The 15,147-nt window shown below is 56.2% G+C and carries 13 protein-coding genes; 6 read left to right on the top strand and 7 right to left on the bottom strand.

Annotated elements, in window-relative coordinates:
- Positions 1-44: 44 nt before the first annotated feature.
- The 3 genes from IQ265_RS25345 (at position 45) to IQ265_RS25335 (ending at position 2,406) form a co-directional block, all read left to right on the top strand.
- On the top strand, positions 45-515 hold the full coding sequence (locus IQ265_RS25345; RefSeq protein WP_194058780.1) for an Lrp/AsnC family transcriptional regulator: 471 nt from the start codon (positions 45-47) through the stop codon (positions 513-515).
- 22 nt (positions 516-537) lie between these two features.
- A complete protein-coding gene (locus IQ265_RS25340) occupies positions 538-1,158 on the top strand; it encodes a LysE family transporter (RefSeq protein ID WP_194058778.1) in 621 nt (206 codons plus the stop codon).
- Positions 1,159-1,239: 81 nt separating this feature from the next.
- Positions 1,240-2,406, top strand: coding sequence for a M23 family metallopeptidase (locus IQ265_RS25335; RefSeq protein ID WP_194058776.1), 1,167 nt, complete (start codon positions 1,240-1,242; stop codon positions 2,404-2,406).
- Between the two features lie 81 nt (positions 2,407-2,487).
- Here IQ265_RS25335 and IQ265_RS29635 read toward each other — a convergent pair whose 3' ends face one another.
- Positions 2,488-2,622, bottom strand: coding sequence for a hypothetical protein (locus tag IQ265_RS29635; RefSeq protein WP_255523934.1), 135 nt, complete (start codon positions 2,620-2,622; stop codon positions 2,488-2,490).
- A gap of 215 nt (positions 2,623-2,837) precedes the next feature.
- Here IQ265_RS29635 and IQ265_RS25330 point away from each other — a divergent pair, with 215 nt between their 5' ends.
- Positions 2,838-4,283, top strand: a complete 1,446-nt coding sequence (locus tag IQ265_RS25330; RefSeq protein ID WP_194058774.1) for a sodium/glutamate symporter — start codon at positions 2,838-2,840, stop codon at positions 4,281-4,283.
- A gap of 209 nt (positions 4,284-4,492) precedes the next feature.
- Positions 4,493-4,774, top strand: a complete 282-nt coding sequence (locus IQ265_RS25325; protein WP_073610147.1) for a hypothetical protein — start codon at positions 4,493-4,495, stop codon at positions 4,772-4,774.
- 43 nt (positions 4,775-4,817) lie between these two features.
- Here IQ265_RS25325 and IQ265_RS25320 read toward each other — a convergent pair whose 3' ends face one another.
- The 4 genes from IQ265_RS25320 to IQ265_RS25305 all read right to left on the bottom strand — a co-directional run bounded on the left by IQ265_RS25320 (position 4,818) and on the right by IQ265_RS25305 (position 10,640).
- Complete coding sequence (locus IQ265_RS25320) at positions 4,818-7,133, bottom strand: ATP-dependent helicase (RefSeq protein ID WP_194058772.1); 2,316 nt, start codon at positions 7,131-7,133, stop codon at positions 4,818-4,820.
- A gap of 5 nt (positions 7,134-7,138) precedes the next feature.
- Positions 7,139-7,804, bottom strand: coding sequence for a hypothetical protein (locus IQ265_RS25315; RefSeq protein WP_194058770.1), 666 nt, complete (start codon positions 7,802-7,804; stop codon positions 7,139-7,141).
- Positions 7,805-7,905: 101 nt separating this feature from the next.
- On the bottom strand, positions 7,906-9,510 hold the full coding sequence (gene murJ, locus IQ265_RS25310) for a murein biosynthesis integral membrane protein MurJ (protein ID WP_194058768.1): 1,605 nt from the start codon (positions 9,508-9,510) through the stop codon (positions 7,906-7,908).
- Positions 9,511-9,938: 428 nt separating this feature from the next.
- Positions 9,939-10,640: an acyltransferase gene (locus IQ265_RS25305; protein ID WP_194058767.1), complete on the bottom strand. Its 702-nt coding sequence runs from the start codon at positions 10,638-10,640 to the stop codon at positions 9,939-9,941.
- Between the two features lie 1,145 nt (positions 10,641-11,785).
- On the opposite strand from IQ265_RS25305, the gene IQ265_RS25300 reads away from it, so the two are divergent.
- A complete protein-coding gene (locus tag IQ265_RS25300; RefSeq protein ID WP_194058766.1) occupies positions 11,786-12,253 on the top strand; it encodes a hypothetical protein in 468 nt (155 codons plus the stop codon).
- Between the two features lie 398 nt (positions 12,254-12,651).
- Here IQ265_RS25300 and psaB read toward each other — a convergent pair whose 3' ends face one another.
- Positions 12,652-14,880 carry a photosystem I core protein PsaB gene (gene psaB / locus IQ265_RS25295; RefSeq protein ID WP_194058764.1) on the bottom strand — a complete coding sequence of 743 codons (2,229 nt, stop codon included), beginning with the start codon at positions 14,878-14,880 and terminating at the stop codon, positions 12,652-12,654.
- A gap of 124 nt (positions 14,881-15,004) precedes the next feature.
- The coding region (locus tag IQ265_RS25290) for a hypothetical protein (protein ID WP_194058762.1) at positions 15,005-15,147 on the bottom strand (143 nt) is incomplete at its 5' end.

Genomic DNA, 15,147 nt, shown 5'->3' with positions numbered 1-15,147 from the left:
GCTTTAAAAGACCAGGATCAATAAACACCTACTAATATTAGGTAATGGAACTTGATGACCTTGATATCAAAACTCTGTCGCTGCTCTGTCAGCGAGGGCGCATGACCTGGGCCGAGCTGGCGGGTCAGCTGGGGCTGTCGGCTCCTGCGACCGCCGATCGCGTCAAAAAACTGGAAGAACGCGGCATTATCACTGGCTACAGTGCCCTACTCGACGCGGAGGCGCTGGGGCTAGATCTGACGGCGTTTATTGCCGTTACCCTCGACCAGCCGCGCCATCGAGAGGGGTTCTTGGCGGCGGTGCAGGGGACGGCTGAAATTTTAGAGTGCCACCACGTTACCGGCGATGACGACTACCTGCTGAAGGTGCGCTGCCGCCACACCCGCGCCCTAGAGGCGCTGATTACTGATCGCCTCAAGGCGATCGAAGGCGTGGTCAAAACCCGCACCCTGATTGTGCTTTCGACGGTGAAAGAGACCCAGGTGCCATCGCTAGAGCATTTGCGCGAGTCCTAATAGAGAGTCCTAAGGAGGGGCTATGGAGGGTTGGGCATTGTTAAAGGGTATGGGGCTGGGGCTGGCGATCGCAGCCCCAGTCGGCCCCATTGGGCTGCTCTGCATTCGTCGATCGCTGACCCAGGGGCGGCTGATGGGCCTAGTTACGGGGCTGGGGGCCGCCACCGCCGATGGGCTTTACGGCTGCATTGCGGGGTTTGGTTTGACGGCGATCGCCGATCTGCTGGTTAGCCACACCCAAACTATGCAGCTGTTTGGGGGGCTATTCCTCTGTTATTTAGGGTTTTCAACTCTGCGGGCTGACCCTGCCAGCGAGGCCGCCAAGATCGACCGCCGAGGGTTGTGGGGAGCCTACGCCTCAACCCTGGTCTTGACGTTGACCAACCCCGCGACTATTCTTTCCTTCATTGCGATTTTTGCCGGGCTGGGCCTGGTGGGCAGTAGCCAGTCGTGGGGAGCCTCGCTGGCCCTGATTGTGGGGGTGTTTTTGGGGTCTGCCCTGTGGTGGCTATGTCTGAGCTGGGGTGTAACGCTTTTTAGCCAAAGGCTGACACCCGCCCGGCTGAAGTGGTTAAATCGGCTGGCCGGCGCGACTATTTTTGCCTTTGGGGTAGCCGCCATTGGGCTTGCCTTCAGAGGTTAAGCTTCAGACTTCACACTCCAGGTACTGCCTGTGACCATGCTGCGAACTCATCCACTATCTTGCCTCCCTGCTAGAGGGGCCGTGGCGTCTGTCTGGGGCCGACGGCTGGCCTTCGTGATGGCCCTGGTATTAGTGATCTGGTTGGGGTTGACGGCGGTTCTGTCCGCCCCGGCGGCTTCCCCCGAGCTGATGGCTCAGTCGATAGAAGACCTGCAAAATAAACAAAAAAACCTTGAGCAGCAGCGCAACCAACTGCAGCAGCAGCAAAATGAGATCCAAAATCGCCAGGCTGACTCAGAGTCAAATCTGCAAAGCCTGGAGAAAAATATTGTCTACACCGCCAACCAAATTAGCGAGACCGAGTTTCGCCTGAGCCAAGCCGAGAAAGAGCTAAAAGACTTTGAGGCTCAGCTCAAACAGGCCGAAGACGACTACGAAAATGTGCGCACTGGCACCGTGGCCCGGCTTCAGTACTTGCAGCGGCAGCAGGGCAGCGAGGGCTGGGCAGTGCTGCTGCAAAGCCAGAATTTTAACGAGTTTTTAGACCGTCAATATCAGCTCAAGCGAGTTTATGCAGCCGATCGCCAGGTGTTAGCCGACCTCAAGGCCAAGGCCGAAGCCATTCAAAAACAAAAAGCTGCCGTCGAAGAAAAGCGCAACCAGGTTGCCCTGCTGCGGCAGCAGTTGCTCTCCCAAAAGCAGCAGTACGAAGCCGAAGCCAGCGAAGAAAAGCAGCTGATTTCGCGGCTTAAAGACCAGCGCGGTGCCCTAGAAGCGGCCGAAGCCCAGCTCGCTCGCGACTCGGAACAGATCGCCGGTTTGATTCGCCAAAAAATTGCGGCCAGCACGGGGGTTATTCGCGGGACGGGGCGGTTTGTCTTCCCCGCCAATGGCAGTATCTCCAGCGGTTTTGGCAACCGGGTGCATCCCATTCTTGGCTACAGCCGGTTCCACGCAGGCATCGACTTTTCTGCCAGCCAGGGCACGCCGATCTACGCCGCCGACTCAGGTCGCGTCATTTTTTCGGGCTGGTACGGCGGCTATGGCCAGGCGGTCATTGTTGACCACGGCGGTGGGCTAAGCACCCTCTACGCCCACGCCAGCCGCTTGCTGGTGAGCGAGGGGCAAGCGGTGCAGCAGGGGCAGGCGATCGCCGCTGTCGGCTCCACCGGCCTCTCTACCGGCCCCCACCTGCACTTTGAGGTGCGCCAGAATGGTAATCCGGTGAATCCGGCGGGATATTTGTAGGCGAGTGGGCGGGTGGGCGAGTGGGCTGTTTTGGCGCAGATGAGGGCGCTGCACCTAGCTCTCACCCACCCGCCTACACTTCTACCCTAGGCTCTTTTTGACGTGAGCCATAATGCGAGCCTTGCGGGGGTCTTCGCTTTTAGCGGGGGTCACGCCGCTGAAGTTGATTTTGCTGGTAAGAGCAAGGTGCTGCTTAATTTGATCTTTGCTGGCCACGGAGATACCTCGAGTAGGAACGACAGGAAAAACATGAATTGGCGGAGGGTTTGCCCTGGCCATTCAGACTTGAATGACATGCCAGGGTTTTTCCCTCTGTAGACAATTTAGTACATGTGCCCAGGGTTACTGCAAGTCCCTACAATCAATGGGTGTATAGCAATAGCTGGGGTAGGTGTTGCTGCCCCTCGCTTGCACCTACCTGGAGAAACCTTGTGTTTAACCTGCGTACTGTTCTATTTGCTTTTGTCTTACTGGCGCTGCTGCTGCTGCTGGGTCGCTACCTCAAGCATCAGATTCGGTGGTTTCAGCGGCTCTACCTACCCGCCTCAATTGTGGCCGGGGCGCTGGCGCTGCTGCTGGGGCCAGAGGCGCTAGGGGCGATCGCAACCTCAGCGTTTGGCCCTGACTCGCTGCTGGCGGGTGGCTTATTTGCTGAAGATATTCGTGCTGTGTGGGCCCAGGCCCCAGGAGTATTTATTAATGTCGTGTTTGCAGCCCTGTTTCTGGGCGAAACGATACCGGCCCCGCGCGACATCTGGCGCAAGGCGGCCCCCCAAGTGGTCTTTGGCCAAACCCTGGCATGGGGGCAATACGTGGTGGGCTGCTTGGCCACCCTGCTGATTTTGATTCCGCTATTCAACGTCAACCCGATTTCGGCGGCGCTGATTGAAATTGGGTTTGAGGGCGGGCACGGCACTGCTGGCGGCATGGCTGACACCCTGGTTGAGTTGGGCTTTGCCGATGGGGCCGACCTGGCTCTGGGTCTGGCCACGGTGGGCATTGTCTCGGGCATTATCTGCGGCACCGCCCTGGCCGACTGGGGCCGTCGTAAGGGCCATGTGGATGCCGTTGCCCGTCAGGTGGTTGAACCTTCAGAAATTCCTGACCTCAATGTGGTGGCCGAAACCCCAGAGGTGCGTCAGGCGCGGGCGCGGCTGCTGCACAACCTGCTGGTTGACCCTCTGTCGATTAATTTTGCCATTGTCGGTTTGGCGATCGCGATCGGCTGGCTAATTCTCGAAGCGATGCAGTGGGTCGAGTCGGTGACCTGGGGTGGCGAAGGCGGCTTTACGCTGTTTGAGTACGTGCCCTTGTTTCCGCTGGCGCTGATCGGCGGCATTATTACCCAGACAATTCTCAATCGACTGGGGCTGGGCGCGTTAGTAATTCGGCCCATGGTGCAGAATATCGCCGGAGTAGCGCTAGATGTAGTGGTGATCTCTGCGATCGCTACCATCTCTCTCAGCGTTATCGGCAGTAACCTGGGCGTGTTTCTCATCCTCAGCATTGTCGGCATTTTGTGGAACGTGCTGATCTTTTTGTGGTGGGCACCGCGTGTTTTTCCTAGCTACTGGTTTGAGAAAGGCATTGGCGACATGGGGCAGTCGATGGGCGTTACCGCTACGGGTATTTTGCTGCTGCGCATGGTCGACCCTGACAACAGCACCGGTGCCTTTGAGGGCTTTGCCTACAAACAGCTCTTCTTTGAGCCGATCGTCGGCGGTGGGCTATTCACAGCGGCGGCTCCGGCCCTGATTGTCCGTTTGGGCCTGCTGCCCGTGCTGGCAATTACCGGCGGGCTGCTGATTTTCTGGCTTGCAATGGGCTACTTGCTCATTCAGCAGGAGCGTCGTCGCCCCACGGCCAGCAGCGTGTAGAGACCAGGAGGAATAGTTGCGACCCCCCGACTGCTAACTATTCCTCCCCTGCGTCTGACCCAAGCTTTTAATCGCGCCAAGGAAAATCAATACTTGTCATAAGTATTCCTAATGCAAAGCATAGATAATTTATGAGCTAAATTTCCCTGAAGCTGAAGGTCTAAAGGTAGAATTTAGCTTGATTTTAGCTTTGGATGGCATTATGTATCATGGCAGACTCTGGAACTTCTCCAATTAGTGAAAACTTTGATTCTCTACCCCGTGAGGTTAGGGTTGATAATCTCCGCAACGTGCTTGAAACCTTGCAAATAGCCGACGAAATTGCTAAGCAGGGATATTTGATCACCAGTTCAGAACTTGCCGATTTAATGGATGTGAACGCTAGTGCCGTTACTAGCAGAGGTGAGTTTTGGGCCTGGCGCAACTGGTCTGTATCGCGGGTGCGGCGAGAAGGAAACCAAATTCTTTGGCAAATCGAGCGCATTGATTAAACATTTTTGGACGTTTCAGCGCGTGCTGAAATGTTCAAAAATGTCAAAAGCTTGAATTTGATAGCCATTGCCGCAGCACCGGCACCACGGGGCAGGGGTTAGCGGGCTGAACATTCTCAGGCTTACTCCAGGTGAAGGGGGCCTGCTGGGCTGCCGACATCCACAGCAGACGCTTGGCGCGGGTCATGGCGACGTAGAGTAGACGGTACTCTTCGGCGGCCTTGAGGTGTTTGGCCTGCTCCCAGGCGGCAATGATATCGGAAATGTCGCCCTGCCCGTGTTCGCCAGCGTGGGCATAGGTGCGAATTTGAGCCCGGGCCACCTCCGCCAGGGTAAAATCGCCCAAAAACTCCCCCTGGGGCGGCACCCAGAGCGTGCCGGGGATAGTCTTGTCGTGCAAAAAGGGCAAAAATACCACGTCCCAATCGAGCCCTTTGGCCTTGTGCATGGTGATTAGCGTCAGCTGGCCGGGGCGGGTGTAGAGCGAGTCGGTGTCTTCGGTATCGACGGCGGTGAAGCGTTCGGAGCCGACGATGTCTTGCAGTACGGCGATCGCAGCCCCCAGCGTATTGTCGTTGCGAATTTGCTGGCTGACGCGGACGGCCAGCTTGTCGGCGGTGGCGAGCTCGCTCTGGTTGTAGCCCAGCGTCAGGCCAATGAACGAGAACAGACTGTAGGGGGGCAGTTCGAGGCGCGATCGCAGCAGCCCTGCACAGTAGCGCCGCGCTGTTCGCGCCGCCTCCGTATCGGGCGGAGCATCGAGGGGGCCGGGGTAGAGAAACTGCTCGGGTGCCTGGGCCAGAGCGTTGAGATCCTGGGTGGGGATGCGCTTGCGATCGACCAGCACCCGCAGTGCCCCCTTGAGGGTGTCGGGCGAGTGGGGGCGCTCGATAAACTTCAGCAGGGCGAGCATTTCTTCGGGCACTTTGGTTTGCCGGTCTTGCTCACCCACGTCATAAAACTTCAGCCCCATGGCGGCCAGGTCTACCCCACCCACCTGGTCGGGGTCGCGCAGCAGGCTGCCAACAAACTGACTCTGGCGGCCCTCCCGCACCAAAATGGCGAAGCTAGTATCGGGGTTCTCGGCGTAGATGTCGCGCACCCGCTGGGCTATAAGCCGCACAGAGTCTTGCGTAGTGGGCGGCGAGAGAATGTCTAGGCCCACCCCCAGCGGTTCCGGGTTTGCCCCCAGCTGGGGATCATTGGGGGGGACGGGAGCGATCGCCTGGTCGCGAAAGGGGGTCTCTGGCCCCGCTACCCGCGCCTGGTTGACCCAGGCCAGCATTCGGTTGGCCGCCGCCATAATGATCCCGCTGCTGCGCCCGGCCTGATCCATCGTCACCAGGCGATTCTGACGGCGGCAGTCGTCGCAAAACTGGTTGAAGAATACCGGATCTGCCGGGGTGAACGTCGAGTTGATCGCCTGGTTGGGATCGCCCACTCGCACCAGGTTGGGCTCCCCGTCCGGATCGTCAGGATTAGCCGCCAGCAGGGTTAATAACCGAGTCTGCAGCGGTGACGAATCCTGGGCTTCATCTTCAAACACGGCGAAGGTGCGTCCTTGCCAAAATCGGCGGCTGTCGGGGTCATTCAGCGTGCGCAGGGCACCCAAGATCATGTCGTCGTAGTCGATCCAGCCCCGTTGCGAGAGCAGAGCCTGGTAGCGATCGTACAGCCCCGCCGCAATGGTCAGCACATCGTAGTCTTCCACATCGCCGGGTAAATTGTGGTTGACCTGTTGAGCCAGCTCTAGCAAGTCAGCGGGCATCAGCCCCGAACTTTTAGCTTCACGAATTACGGTGTGCGCCAGGCTGGGCAGCACCTCTGTGCGCAGCACCGACTGTCGCCTGAGCTGCTCGGTTTCTTCGCCGTCAAACTGTCGGCCCTCAATCAGGTGGTGGTAGAGGTCGGGGTTGGCGACGATCCACTGTTCCACGCAGGCCCGCAGCAGGCGGTTGTTCTGGGCGGGAGAAACCAGCGTCAGGGTTTCCAGGTTCAAATTAGATAGTTCTGGGTTGCGGGTGGCAATGGTGAGCGCCAGCCCGTGCAGGGTGGAGACGGTAAAGCTGGTTTGGGGCAGTCCGAGCGTCTTTAAGTGGCCGCGCACCTTGGCCTTGAGGTTGGCCGCCGCCGATCGCGTAAAGGTGACCAGCACCAGCTGCCGGTTGAGGTGCAGCTGATGGCGGGCGATCGCGATCGCCGCCGCCGCCGCCATACCCGTCGATTTGCCCGAGCCAGGCACCGCCGACACCGCCAGCCGTCCGCCTTCCCAATCGGCCAGCGCCTGCTGCCCCCGCCGCAGCCCGGCGCGAATTTCCTGTAGCGCCGCCTCTCGATCGACTGGTGTAGCTGCCACCATAGTGTTTACCAGGCCGTGGGCTGAAAGGTTGAGTTATTGACAATTGTCACTGTGTCGCCAGTTTGCTTAATTACAAACAGTCTCCGCTGGTAGGCGAAGCGGTCTACCCCTTCGTCGACTTCAATACCAGCTACGGCACCGTAAATGGCATAGTCGGCATAGTGGGGGAATGACTGCTTGAACCGCTCTAGACGTTCTAGAAAGTACTCCACGTCTTGGCGAGACAGCCGCGACTTGACCTCCACTGCAACGGCACTATCGCCATTCACTGCAAAAATGTCGATTTCCATCTCAGCTCTAGGGCGTTGCGATCGCATGCGGCGAGTAACCTCCTGTACATCAATGCCCCGCTCCTGAAATAAGCGCAGCACAGCAGGTTCTACTAAGTTTTCGACAAACTGACCCCAGCGGGTAGTAAGCCCGTCCACTGCACGGGTGGTATTGTCAACCAATCGTCTGAGTTCTGCCATTGAGCGGGCCGCTTCGGCAGCACGTCGCTCGTCTGCGGCCCTAGATTCAGCCATCTGAAGGTCCAATTCCGCAGCACGGCGGTCAGCTTCAGCCTTAGATTCCGCAGCACGGCGGTCAGCTTCAGCGAACCGTCGGTCGGCTTCAGCCTGAGAAGTGCGGAATAGGGCGTAAATGTCGTCAAGGGTGATTGGATCGGCCACCGTTTGCATCCTGCCGTTGCATGCTTACTTCCATTATGCGCCAGCCTTAGACCGCCGCTCAGTTCCGTCAGTTCCATCGACCCATCTACTCAACCGCTCACCTACCGCCTCACCCGCTCGCGAATCCGTGCGGCAAGCTGCTTCGTCTCCGGTATCGGCAGCAGGAATGCGCCAACTACAAAGATCAGCAGCCCTATCCCGCCTGGAATCAGCAGCTGCAGCACCAGTACGCCAATGCCCTGGGTGCCAAGCTGGGTTTCGAGCCATTGGAGGGTGCCCCAGGCGGCGGTGCCAGATACAAAGCTGAGCAGGGTGAGGAGCGCGATCGCCCCTCCCCATTCCCGCAGCGGCAGCCCCCGCAGCCTGCGATGCAAAATCACCGTCAGCGCCAGGGTTGAAAACACATTTACCCCCACCGTGGCCAGCACCAGCCCCGGTGCCCCCAGCCAGCGAATGAAAAAAAAGTCGAGCACGCCATTTAACACGATATTGATCAAGCTGATGCGAAAGGGCGTTTGCCCATCCCCCAAGGCGTAGAACACCCGCACCAGCACGTCGCGAGCCAGGTACACAAACATGCCAATGCCATAGACCATCAGCACCGAAGTCACCAGGTTGGAGGCATCCTCATCAAAAGCGCCCCGCTCGTAGATCACCCGCACAATGGGCAGCGCCAGTACCACAAACAGCGCCCCCAGGGGCAGCATGGTCAGCGCCGTGAACAACAAACTCTGGCGAATGCGGGTCTTTAGCTCGGGCCAGTTTTCGGGCGCGGCCAGCCGAGCAAACATCGGCAAAAACGGCACCAAAATCACGTTCGAGATAATGCCCAAGGGCGTTTGCACCAGCAAATTCGCGTAGCTCAGTGCCGCTGCCGTACCGGGAATAAACGAGGCAAAGAATAAGTCGGTAAACAGGTTGATTTGCAGCATCCCCGACGACAGGGTGGCAGGCACCAGCACCCGCATCACCTCGCGCACCCCCGGAATTGACCAATCAAACCGCAGGCGCGGTCGCCCCAGCCCCGACTTCCACAACGCTGGGATCTGCGCTAGCCACTGCAGCACCGCGCCGCCCAGGGTGCTGACCGCCAGCACCGCACCGCCCAGCAAATAAAACTCTGGATTTGTGATGTCGCTGCCAATGGCGGCGTAGAGCAGCCCCAGCCCCACCAGCACCGCCCCGCTGGAGAAAATTGGGCTAATCGACGGCAGCCAGAACTGGCTGTCGGCATTCAGTGCCCCAAAGCCAATGCCAATCAGCCCCGCCAGCAGCGCCATCGGCGACATAATCCGCAGCTGGAGCACGGCGATGTCGCGGGCAATGGTGTCGGTCTGGGAAAGACCAGGGGCGATCGCATCAATGATCCCCCCCGCCAGCGCAAACAGCAGCACCGACACCCCAATTAAAATCAGCCCCACCAGGGTATTTACCGCCTCAATCAGCTTGGCGGTGTCTTTGCGGTCCTGCCGCGCCACCACGCTGACGATCGCGCTATGAAACGGCCCGTTGATGCCCCCCAGCAGAATCAGCAAAAAGCCAGGAATAATATAGGCAAAGCTGTAGGCGTCGGCCACCGGCCCCACCGCAAAGGCCGCCCCAATCGCCTGCTGACGAAACAGCCCCACAAACTTGCTGATTATGGTGGCCACGGCCACAATGCCTGCAATATTGGCAAGCGATCGAGAAGGTTTCGCGTCTGACACAGGGCCTCGCAGGGGGTAAACAGCGGAGCCACGGTGGGCATCCAGAATCATCCCCCATTTAACTGCATAATCGAACTCGGTCATGGCTTATTGAACAGACCAGAACCATTCCTCTGCGCTTGAAGCGTGACGGCGCAGCGCAGCGCTAGGCCTTAGTTTTTTGAGGTGGCGCGATCGCTGGTGGTGCGAATATAGCGAGAGAGGTGGTACGACGCGGATACCGATTGCTTCTATAGGATTCCCTCGTTGTAATGCTTCTGAGCTTGCTTCTTGAGCATTACAACCCTATTTCACCAATTTAGTGCTGATTCCAGCGATGCTCTAGCTCGCCCATCGGGCTATAGCCTTATATCCCAATCCATTGACCTGAACAAAATCTCGGTAGAGCCAAGTTTTTAAGGCATTAAAGATTCACTTAGCCGAGTTGACTAAGCAAAACTGGATTCAACTTCAAGCTGGTGCTTTGCACCTCGTTTGCGAATGACTTTGGCTGGCACACCTGCTACAACGGAAAAAGGTGGAATATCTTTGGTGACAACGGCACCTGCACCAACAACGCTGCCGCGACCAATCGTTACGCCATCTAAAACTCTAACGCCAGAACCAAGCCAGCACCCCTCCTCAATGTGAATACCTTTGCAGGTAAACCCTTGGATATTGATTGGCATATCGACATCATCAAAATTGTGATTATTGGCAATTATTGTAGAATGTGAGGCAATCATGCAATCGCGATCTATCTGAACCTTTCCAGGGCCACCGATAAACACGAAAGGGGCAATATAAGAGTTTTCGCCAATTTCAACAAATCCGTCAAAACCAGAAAATATTCTGATATCGACATAGCGATCTATTGAAACATTGTCCTTCAGAATAATTTTGTTGCCCCTGCTATCGATACAGGTTCCCTTGCGTATGCGAACCCCTTTGCCAATTTGAATGTTACCTGCACCAAAAAGTCGCACGTCGGGCTGAATAAATATGGGAAGCTTACTTGATTCTAAAATAGGATAATAAGCAATGCTTCGTAACGCTGTACCAATGGGGCTGGGTATCCCTCCAAAAATACCTGTGACTGCATAACCTAAGGCATAGTCTTTGATTAAGCCAAATTTCGATTGCAGGCCCATTCTACACATCCTTTTTAATCTTGAATTGATTTTGGCTGAGTTTCTTGGAAGTCAGCTTTAACTCTCCAAAACAACTCAGCAGATTTAAGCTTGATCACTAAAAGCTCTGAGTAGGCTTTTAATGGTTATGGTTTAAGTGATTGTGGAGATAGCTAGTGAAGTTTGGCTTGAGCAAAGGCCCTGTTTAAGCTTCGCCTAAAATATCTAAGGCCGACCTCGGCTTGAGCCGCGTTACAACCAAGCTGGATAGCTTGTTTTACGCTCAACACATAAGTAATTCTTAGGCAGTAGAAGCGATCGAAGTCACATCTATTTGCCCAGGAATCAAATGCTGATTCTAAGTCTCTGACTGATTTATGGTGGACTTAATAAAAGCATGGCGAGAATGATTAGAGCGATTTCTTTGATTTGAGCCTAGATGAGCAATAGGAGAATAAGCTTTAGTTCGAGAAGACTCGCTGTAATTGAGGCTTTTTGGAGAGGAGCCTTTGAGCTGCTTAACATTCGAAACGACTTTTGCTGGTACCGAAATCTTATGTGATACTTGAGAAATTTGTGAGATAAGGAATGTTCTTGCCAAAATGTCTGTGTAAGTTATGGCAGTAGTTTTGGCAAAACCTTTGTTTCTCAGTTCTTCGGCATAAGATTTGGTTTCGAAACTTTGAACTAGCAATTATTTGACATAACTGTATCATGGCTTTTTTGCCTTGAGCAGTGTTTGAGCGGGGTTTATGAAATCTTGTTTATCTCAGATTTTCTGTGAAGAACGGTTAGGGCTATGGGTGAAAACAGGTTTTGCCCGCATGTGTGGTCAGCCTCTAGTTGACCGTTAAACAAAATGGCTTGGGGCGGGAAAGTAAGCGTAGCTGTGTAGGCGATCGGCGGTGGGTGAGGTTGGCGATCGCGCGATCGCTGCGTTTGACCCTACGGTAACTGTTCCTAGCGCCAGCCCTGTGCTGCGAGGCTGGCGACCTTCCTGCGGGCCTCTCTACAAATACTGTGTTCCCAAAAATCAGCGGCTTCAGCTGGGGCATGGGCTGGGGTCAAGGGTGTTGCACTGTCTGTAAGAAAGCCGCGATCGCATCCAGTTTTGGGCCTCGCCCGGTAGTTTTTAGTTGGCATGGGTAGTATGTCTCGATAGACCCGTGCCGTCTCCTCAATTCACAATGCTGCCCATCACCCAGAAGCCAAGACCAAAACGTCGCCGTCTGCTGATCGCCTTGATTATTGGCGGTGTGTTTGTGACTAGCTTTCCGTTTTTGGTGGTTGGCGGTCTGCTGGCCAAGACCCGCTGGGAGGAGTGGCAACAGTGCCGGGGCTATACCCAGTTCAACTTTACCCAGTGGAATGACCTCACTCTCAGCGCCAGTCCAACCTACGCTCGGCTCTGCATGGCGGATGATCTGGTGGCTAAATATATTTTGTTGGGCAGGCCCCAGGCTGGAGTTGTTGATCTGTTGGGTACCCCAGAACCCGAGAATAGCTTCTCAGACTACGATATGGTCTACGTTTTGGGGCCAGAGCGCCGCTTCATCAGCATCGATTACGAATGGTTGGTGATTAAATTTGATGCCGCAGGACATGTCAACGAAGCCAAAATCTTGACTGATTAGGTCAAGATTAGTTGAGCCAGGTCCGCTGTAGCGCTATGGGTACTCTGCCTAGATAATAAAAGTCCTGGCTCAACTACCCCGAAGAACCAGGACTCTTGAGCAGCGGAGAGTCTCCATCCGTCTCAAGGTTAGGAAATGGCAACGAGCGATCGTAGAGAGCTGCTTGCCATCTCAAATTATTTTTGATTTTTTCTGTAGAGTGGGCAATGCCCGCCAGGGACTATGACTTTTACAAATAAGTTGGTCAACTAAAAATTGCTTCTCTCAGGCAGAGGGTTTTAGGGTGGGGTGGGTTTAACCAGACTAGCGGAACCCACCCCCTGCCCCTCTGGCGAGGGGACTTTGTACAGGGTGTAAGGTGGGCAGTGCCCACCCTACGGGCAGAGGCGTTAGCCTCGCTAGCCAAAGCGGCTAGAGGTGGACGCGATCAGGAAGGCGGCGTAGGTGAGGATGTAGCCCACGGTAAAGTGTGCCAGACCCACCACTCGGCCCTGAATGATCGACATGGCAACGGGCTTGTCCTTCCAGCGAACCAGGTTCGCCAGGGGAGTGCGCTCGTGGGCCCAGACTAGAGTTTCAATTAGCTCTTGCCAGTAGCCCCGCCAGGAGATCAAGAACATGAAGCCCGTGGCCCAGACCAGGTGCCCAAAGAGGAACATCCAGGCCCAAACCGCAAGGTTGTTCATGCCATAGGGGTTGTAGCCGTTGATGAGCTGTGAGCTGTTGAGCCACAGGTAATCTCGGAACCAGCCCATCAGGTAGGTCGAGTTTTCGTTGAACTGAGCCACGTTGCCCGACCACAGCGCCAGGTGTTTCCAGTGCCAGTAGAAGGTCACCCAACCAATGGTGTTGAGCATCCAGAACATGGCCAGGTAGAACGAATCCCAGGCGGAGATGTCGCAGGTGCCGCCGCGGCCGGGGCCGTCGCAGGGGAAGCTGTAGCCGAAGTCTTTTTTGTCGGGCATCAGCTTGGAGCCGCGGGCATCCAGCGCACCCTTGACCAAGATCAGGGTGGTGGTGTGCAGACCCAGAGCGATCGCATGGTGAACCAAAAAGTCACCAGGGCCGATGTTCAAGAACAGCGAGTTGGTGCTGCTGTTAATGGCATCGAGCCAGCCGCCGAGCCACACATTGCCGTGGTTAGGCCAGGCCGTTGTGGCAATGCTGTCGGGGTTGGATAGGAGAGTATCCATCCCGTAGATCAACTTGCCGTGGGCGGCTTGAATCCACTGAGCAAACACGGGTTCTACCAGAATTTGCTTCTCGGGAGTGCCAAAGGCGGTCACCACATCGTTGTGCACATACAGCCCTAGGGTATGGAAACCCAAGAACAGCGACACCCAGCTCAGGTGAGAGATCAGCGCTTCTTTGTGCTCCAACATGCGGTAGAGCACGTTGTTGTGGTTGGCCTTCGGGTCGTAGTCGCGCACCAGGAAGATCGCGCCGTGGGCAAAGGCCCCCACCATAATGAAGCCAGCGATGTACTGGTGGTGGGTATAGAGCGCCGCCTGGGTGGTGTAGTCCTTAGCCATGAAGGCGTAGGGCGGCAATGAATACATGTGCTGCGCTACTAGGGAGGTGACCACCCCCAGCGCTGCCAGGTGAAACCCTAGCTGGAAGTGCAGCGAGTTGTTGTAGGTGTCGTAAATGCCCTTGTGGCCTTCCCCGATCGCACCGCCAAAGGGCGTGCCTTCGGGGGGGCGGTGAGCATTCAAGATTTCCTTGATGCTATGACCGATACCAAAGTTGGTGCGGTACATGTGCCCGGCGATGATGAAGATCACCGCGATCGCCAGGTGGTGGTGGGCCATATCCGTCAGCCAGAGCGACTGAGTCTGAGGATGAAACCCACCCAGAAAGGTAAGAATTGCATCGCCCGACCCAGTCGCCGTACCAAAGAGATGGTTAGGGGTATCGGGGTTTTGGGCGTAGACACCCCATTGGCCAGTGAAGAAAGGCTTTAACCCTTCTGGGTGAGGCCGCACCGACAGGAAGTTATTCCAGCCAACATGCTGACCCCGCGCTTCGGGAATGGCCACGTGAATCAGGTGACCGGCCCAGGCCAGCGAGCTAACCCCAAATAAACCAGCCAGGTGGTGGTTGAGGCGAGACTCGGCGTTTTTGAACCAGGCCAGGCTGGGTCGAAACTTAGGTTGCAGGTGCAGCCAGCCCGCGAACAGGAAGATGGCCGACAACACTAGCAGGAACAGCGCCCCGCTATAGAGGTCGGTGTTGGTGCGCATGCCAATGGTGTACCACCATTGGTAAACCCCAGAAAAGGAAATGTTAACTGGATAGCTGGCCCCCGCCTGGGTGAAGGCATCCACGGCGGGTTGGCCAAATTGCGGATCCCAGATCGCGTGGGCGATGGGACGAGTGCCCAGCGGGTCTTTTACCCACTGCTCAAAGTTGCCTTGCCAGGCGACGTGGAACAGGTTGCCCGACGTCCACAGAAAGATGATTGCCAGGTGGCCAAAGTGGGAGGCGAAAATCTTTTGGTAAAGATTCTCCTCCGTCATGCCGTCGTGGCTTTCAAAGTCGTGGGCGGTGGCAATCCCGTACCAAATCCGCCTAGTGGTCGGATCGGCAGCCAGGTCCTGGCTAAATTTAGGGAATTTAGTTGCCATGAATCAAAACAGGTTTGCTGTACGAAAGGGTCAGAAAACACAATTCGTCGATATTCGGTGGTTTGGGTTGTGGTGTAGGGGCACAGCATGCTGTGCCCCTACAGAGGTCCCATGACCAAATGGGTCATCCTACCGAAATGATTCTTGCCAAGAAGAAGGCCCAGGTCGTGGCAATACCGCCAAGGAGGTAGTGGGCCACACCCACAGCCCGCCCCTGAGTGATGCTCAGAGCGCGAGGCTGAATCGAGGGAGCCACCTTCAGCTTGC

The sequence above is a fragment of the Nodosilinea sp. LEGE 06152 genome, assembly GCF_015207525.1.
GTDB lineage: Bacteria > Cyanobacteriota > Cyanobacteriia > Phormidesmidales > Phormidesmidaceae > Nodosilinea.
The sequence above is the reverse complement of the archived record's forward strand: the minus strand, read 5'-3'. Positions and strand labels throughout refer to the sequence as shown.

Coding starts and splice junctions, on each gene's coding strand:
- IQ265_RS25320 (WP_194058772.1), bottom strand. CDS start 7,133: ATGGTGGCAGCTACACCAGTCGATCGAGAGGCGGCGCTACAGGAAATT.
- psaB (WP_194058764.1), bottom strand. CDS start 14,880: ATGGCAACTAAATTCCCTAAATTTAGCCAGGACCTGGCTGCCGATCCG.
- IQ265_RS25345 (WP_194058780.1), top strand. CDS start 45: ATGGAACTTGATGACCTTGATATCAAAACTCTGTCGCTGCTCTGTCAG.
- IQ265_RS25325 (WP_073610147.1), top strand. CDS start 4,493: ATGGCAGACTCTGGAACTTCTCCAATTAGTGAAAACTTTGATTCTCTA.
- IQ265_RS25305 (WP_194058767.1), bottom strand. CDS start 10,640: ATGGGCCTGCAATCGAAATTTGGCTTAATCAAAGACTATGCCTTAGGT.
- IQ265_RS25340 (WP_194058778.1), top strand. CDS start 538: ATGGAGGGTTGGGCATTGTTAAAGGGTATGGGGCTGGGGCTGGCGATC.